This window comes from Saccharibacillus sp. WB 17 (genome assembly GCF_008634075.2).
GTDB classification, from domain to species: Bacteria; Bacillota; Bacilli; order Paenibacillales; family Paenibacillaceae; genus Saccharibacillus; species Saccharibacillus brassicae.
The window spans coordinates 1-6,058 of record NZ_VPFK02000031.1 but is presented as its reverse complement, the minus strand read 5'-3'; the positions used below and the strand labels follow the sequence as shown (position 1 = coordinate 6,058).

The 6,058-nt window shown below is 64.1% G+C and carries 4 protein-coding genes; 3 read left to right on the top strand and 1 reads right to left on the bottom strand.

What is annotated here, in order from left to right; genetic code table 11:
• Together FTE24_RS16790 and atzF are read left to right on the top strand one after the other, a co-directional pair.
• A partial coding sequence (locus FTE24_RS16790; RefSeq protein ID WP_160441804.1) for a carboxyltransferase domain-containing protein occupies window positions 1–1,865 on the top strand: 1,865 nt, incomplete at its 5' end.
• A complete protein-coding gene (gene atzF / locus FTE24_RS16785) occupies window positions 1,862–3,607 on the top strand; it encodes an allophanate hydrolase (protein WP_150233871.1) in 1,746 nt (581 codons plus the stop codon). The genes FTE24_RS16790 and atzF, both read left to right, overlap by 4 nt.
• Window positions 3,608–3,830: 223 nt before the next feature.
• On the opposite strand, the gene FTE24_RS16780 is transcribed toward atzF, so the two are convergent.
• Window positions 3,831–4,670 carry an AraC family transcriptional regulator gene (locus FTE24_RS16780; RefSeq protein ID WP_150233872.1) on the bottom strand — a complete coding sequence of 280 codons (840 nt, stop codon included), beginning with the start codon at window positions 4,668–4,670 and terminating at the stop codon, window positions 3,831–3,833.
• A gap of 185 nt (window positions 4,671–4,855) precedes the next feature.
• Between FTE24_RS16780 and FTE24_RS16775 the strand changes: the two genes are divergently transcribed.
• Entirely contained in the window at window positions 4,856–5,980 is a 1,125-nt protein-coding gene (locus tag FTE24_RS16775; protein ID WP_160441803.1) for a glycoside hydrolase family 88/105 protein, read from the top strand.
• Window positions 5,981–6,058 lie beyond the last annotated feature (78 nt).

The window sequence follows — 6,058 nt, the reverse complement described above, 5'->3', positions numbered from 1 at the left end:
GCTTCGGCGGTTACGGCGGCGGCGCGCTGCGCCCCGGCGCCGTGCTGCGCGTGAAGCCGTCCGCCGGCCGCCCGCTGCCGGCGGCGGCTCCGGCTTCGCGGCCGGCCGTGTCCCGCGAATGGACGATCGGCGTCATTCCCGGCCCGCACTGTACGCAGGAATACCTGCTGCCCGCCTATCTGGACCAGCTCACGGATACAACGTGGGAAGTGCACTTCAACAGTTCCCGCACCGGCGTCCGGCTCGTCGGCCCGGCGCCGCTGTGGGCCAGGGAAGACGGCGGCGACGCCGGCCTGCACCCGTCCAACATCCACGACAACGCCTACGCGGTAGGCGCGCTCGACCTGACCGGCGATATGCCGATCATGCTCGGACCGGACGGTCCGAGTCTCGGCGGCTTCGTCTGTCCGGTGACGACGGCTTCCGCCGAACTGTGGAAGCTCGGCCAGCTTCGCCCCGGCGATCAGGTCGCGTTCCGGCTGATTACGGTGGAAGAAGCCGAGCAGCTGTGGCAGGAGCAGGAGCAATTTCTCGCTCATCTGCCGCAGGGCGCGCCGCTTCCGGTGCTGCCGGAACGCTCAAGCGGCCAGTATGCGCCGCTGCTCGCCCATGCGGAAGACAATCGCCGGTTCCCGATCACGGTGCGCGGCTCCGGCGACGAGAATATTCTGGTCGAATACGGCGCGCGGGAGCTGGATCTGCTGTACCGGTTCCAGGTATACGTCCTCATGCAGGCGATCCAAGATAGCGGCCTGATCCCCCACAAGGAGCTGACGCCCGGCATTCGCTCGCTGCAAATCCATCTGGACCGCTCGCGAATCTCGGTCAAGGAAGCCGCGGCGCGCATCATGGAGCTGGACCTTGCGCTTCCGCCGCTCGACTCGATCGAAGTGCCGTCGCGGATCGTCAAGCTGCCGCTGTCGTGGGACGATCCGGCAACCCGGCTTGCGATCGAGCGGTATCAGCAGAACGTGCGGCCCGATGCGCCGTGGTGCCCGAGCAATCTGGAATTCATCCGCCGGATGAACGGACTGGAATCGATCGACGAAGTGGCCGAAGTCGTGTTCAACGCTTCGTATCTGGTCATGGGACTGGGCGACGTCTATCTCGGCGCGCCGGTCGCCGTGCCGCTCGATCCGCGGCATCGCCTCGTGACGACCAAATACAACCCGGCCCGCACCTGGACGCCGGAGAACGCGGTCGGGATCGGCGGCGCCTACCTGTGCGTCTACGGCATGGAAGGCCCGGGCGGCTACCAGTTCGTCGGCCGCACCGTGCAGATGTGGAACAAAATCCGCCATACCGCAAACTTCGAGCCGGGCAAGCCGTGGCTGCTTCGCTTCTTCGACCAGATCCGGTTCTACCCGGTGTCCGAAGAAGAACTGCTGCGGATGCGCGAAGACTTCCCGCGCGGCGACTTCACGGTCGACATGGAAGAGACGACGTTCAATCTCGGCGATTACCTCAAGTGGCTGGCGACGATCGAGACCGATTCCTCCGTCTTCCGCGATTCCCAGCAGTCCGCTTTCCAGCAGGAAAGAGAACTGTGGAAGACGCTCGGCATCGCCGAGCACGTGTCCGAACCGGAAATCTCTTCGGGGCAGGAAGCCAATGCCGTGCCGGAAGGCAGCCTCGCGGTGAACAGCGCCATGTCCGGCAGCGTATGGAAAGTGCTCGTGGAACCGGGCCAATTCGTGCACAAAGACGAGACGCTTATAATAGAAGAAAGTATGAAAATGGAGTTCCATCAGATCGCGCCGTTTAGCGGCATCGTGACTTCCGTGACCGTGTCGCCCGGCGATCAGGTTCGTGCCGGCGACTGCATCGTCACCATTCAACCCGACCAAGAGGAGGCGGCTTCATGACCGGATCATCCATCCCTGCCAAGCTTACGATCGACGTGCTGCTGAGCGGCTATCGCAGCGGGTTGTTCACGCCGGAAGACGTCATCGCCGCCGTGATCGCGCGCGCCGGGCACACGACCGACAAAAATATCTGGATTCTGCCGCCGACGGACGAACGAATCCGTCCTTACCTGGACCGGCTGCGCTCGTTGAATCCGGCGGACCATCCGCTGTGGGGCATTCCGTTCGCGATCAAAGACAATATCGAAGCCGCCGGCTGGCCGATCACGGCGGGCTGCCCGGATTATACTTATACGGCCGAGCGCCATGCGGGCGTGGTGGAGCGATTGGTTGCCGCCGGCGCGATTCCCGTCGGCAAAACCAATCTGGACCAGTTCGCCACCGGTCTCGTCGGCACGAGAAGCCCGTACGGGGCGGCCCATAACGCTCTTCGGCCGGAGCTGATCAGCGGCGGCTCGAGCTCGGGCTCCGCCGTGGCCGTGGCGCTGGGCCAGGCCGCCTTCTCCCTCGGCACGGACACGGCCGGTTCGGGCCGCGTGCCGGCCGCGCTGAACGGGCTCGTCGGCTACAAGCCGGCCGTCGGCGCCTGGCCTTCGCGGGGCGTCGTTCCCGCCTGCCGCAGCATCGACTGCGTCACCGCTTTCGCGAATACGCTGGACGACGCGGAAGCGGTGGACCGCCCTATTCGCGGCCGGTTGGAAGACGATCCGTATTCGTTCGATCGTCCGCTGGCGCCGGCCGCCCTGCCGAAACGCTTCCTGCTTCCGGCCGATCCGCCGACGTTCTACGGACCGTTCGAAGCCGAATACCGGGCGGCGTGGGAACGAGCCAAAGCGATGATCGCACAGACCGGCATTCCGGTCGTCGAGATCGACATTTCCATGCTGGGCGAAGCGGCGGCGCTGCTCTACGAAGGCCCGCTCGTGGCCGAACGCTGGTCGGACCTCCAGCCTTTTATCGAGCGGCATCCGGGTTCGACCCTGCCCGTTACCGAGACGGTGCTGCGCACGGGCGAACAGGTTTCTTTTACCGCGTCCGCCCTGTTCCGCTCGCAGCACCGGCTCGCCGAGATCCGCCGCAGCGCCGACACGCTGCTGCACGAAGCCGTGCTGATCCTGCCGACCGCCGGCGGCACGTGGACGCGCGAGCAGGTCGACGCCGATCCGATCGCCACCAACAGCCGGATGGGGCTGTACACGAATCACTGCAACCTGCTCGATCTCAGCGCGCTCGCCATTCCGGCCGGCGAAGCCGCGCAGCGCCTGCCTTTCGGCATTACGCTGTTCGCCCGGCCGGCCGAAGAAGCGAATCTGGGCGCCGCCGCCCGGCTGATCGAACGGGAAACAAACCGCATCACCGTCGCGGTATGCGGCCTGCATATGCGGGGCATGACGCTGGAGCCGCAGATGATCGGGCTGGGCGCGTCTTTTGTAGAGACGGTCCGGACCGCTCCGGCGTACAAGCTGTACCGCCTGCCGACCTCGCCGCCCAAGCCGGGCCTCGTCCGGGTGCATGCAGGCGGCTCCGCGATCGAAATGGAGCTGTGGAGCATGCCGCTGTCGTCGTTCGGGCGCTTCACCGCCGATATTCCGGCTCCGCTCGGCATCGGCCGAATCGAACTGCAAGACGGACAGCTCGTATCCGGCTTTGTCTGCGAAGCGTATGCGGCGCAGGAAGACGCCGACATCACGCAGCACGGCGGCTGGCGCGGCGCGCTGGCGGCCGTCGAGGCGGCGCTGTAGCCGCGCTTCACGGGAGATTCCCGCATGATTTCCGATAGCCGACCGCATAAAAGCGTTTCACGCAAAAACGGTTCCGACGCCCATTCGACATGGGCGGGAACCGTATTTTTGATTTGTTTTCCGTCAGTTGTTCCTGATTTGTTTTCCGGCAGCTGTTCCTGTCTTCCGCCTGATACCTGCCACCTGCCGTGATCCGACCTTTTTTGCCCAAAAATGTGCGTCCTCAGCCCTCTTTTCGATAAAACAAAGGCGCTCGCCCCGTCACTTCCTTGAACACCCGCCCGAAATGCGTCACGCTGCCGAAGCCCACTTTGCGCGCGATCACTTTTACTTTCAGCGAAGAATGCAGCAGCAGCGCGATCGCTTCTTTGACCCGGACGCTGTTGACGTACTCTACGAACGTAAAGCCCGTCGCTTCCTTAAAAGAACGGCTGATGGAGTAAGGGCTCATGTACAGCCGCTCGGCCAAGTGCTGCAGCGTCAGCTCTTCCCGGTAATGCGCGTTGATGTACCGCACCACCTCGAAGATCCGCTCGTGCGCCGCATTCGCGGACGCCGGCTGTTCGCCGTCTTCTTCGGGCAGCAGCCGGCAGCAGGCGATCAGCAGTTGGACGATCAGCGCGCGGGCGTAATCCTCGTACCCCGGACGCTCCTCCCGCACCTCGCGGACCATCTCGGCGGACAGCGCGTCGATGGCGGACGGATCGTAGCTTCCCTGCCGCAGCAGCACGTAATCGCGCTCGAACAGCGGACGCAGCGCAGGGATTCGCGCCGCGCCGCCGACCGCCGCCAGATGACTCTCGTGCACGTTGACGACGAGCCGTTCGTAATCGGGCGTGTCCGCGTTGGTCGTCCGGTGCAGCACGTTCGGAGCGACAACGACGATATCCCCGGCTTCGATGACGAACGTGCGGTCCTTGATAAAAAATTTGCGCTGACCGGACAGCATATGGAAAAACTCGTACGTCGTATGGAAATGGCTCGTAAACATCTGGTAGCTCGTCCCGCTCCGATAATGGACGAGCAGCGTTTCTTTGCCGTTGTCGTAATACAGCTCCCGCATCTATTCTGCCTCCTTCCGCCCCGCTTTTCTCCATTATATCGACCTGCCGCGGACGCGCAAGATCTAAGAAGAATATGGATCAATCGGCAAAATACGTACCGTTCGTTGTGCTACGATAGATTTGTATAGAGCGCTTACATCAGCGTAGGCGGACTGCCCAATCTACCGAAACGGAGCGAAACCCGATGAAACTGCACACCCCGACCGAACATTTAAAAGAGTTGATCGAACGCGTGACGGCGTACACCCTCGACATGGATCTCACTTGGGACTGGCCGTGCGGCGTCGCTTATTACGGCGTCAGCCGGGCGTACGAAGCGACAGGCAACAAAGCTTATCTGGAACGGATGGAGACGTGGGTGGACGAATATATCGAAGCGGGCCTGCCGCCGGTATGGACGGTCAACGCCTGCGCGATGGGCCATATGCTGCTGACGCTGTACGCCGAGACGCAGGAGCGGAAGTATCTGGATCTGATTTTGAGCAAAATCGACTATCTGGAGCGCGACGCCCTGCGTTTCGGCGATCGGGTGCTTCAGCATACGGTATCCGCCAAAAACGATTTCCCCGAGCAGGCCTGGGCCGACACGCTGTTCATGGCCGCTTATTTCCTGCTGCGCGCCGGCGTCATGCTGGACCGCAAAGACCTGATCGACGACGCGCTGCACCAATATTTCTGGCATATCAACTACTTGCAAGACGAAGACTCCGGGCTGTGGTATCACGGCTATAACAACGTCAATCGGGATCACATGTCCGGCCTCCACTGGGCGCGCGCCAATGCGTGGGGCGCCTACACGATGTCCCGCGCGGCGCGCGGACTGCCCGAAGCATACCTGTATCCGCCGATGATGCACATCTGGAGCTCGCTGCGCGACCAACTGGCCGCAATCAAAAAGCTGCAAAAAGACGACGGCCTCTGGGGCACGATCCTCGACCGTCCGGACGCCTACGGCGAAGTGTCCGCGACCGCCGGCATCGCCGCCGCGATGATCGTGCAGGGCAACCCGCTGCACGGCAAATACGTGCGCCGAGCGCTGGACGGCGTCATCGCCAACATCTCCGATACCGGCCGCGTCCTGAACGTGTCCGGCGGCACCGCCGTCATGAACGACCTCGACGGCTACCTCGGCATCGACCGCAAATGGGCCCAGGGCTGGGGCCAGGGCCTCGCCCTTGCCCTGCTGACCGCCGCGCTGGAAGACGCGGAGGCGGAGGCGCGGCGGTCGGGGCGGGATGTGTCGGAGCGGGAAGCGGCGGAGCGAGCGGCGGCGGAGCGGGCAGCGGCGGAGCGCGAGGCGGCGGAGTGAGCGGCAGCGGAGCGGGAAGCGGCGGGGCGAGCGGCGGCGGAGCGGGCAGCGGCGGAGCGCGAGGCGGCGGAGTGAGCG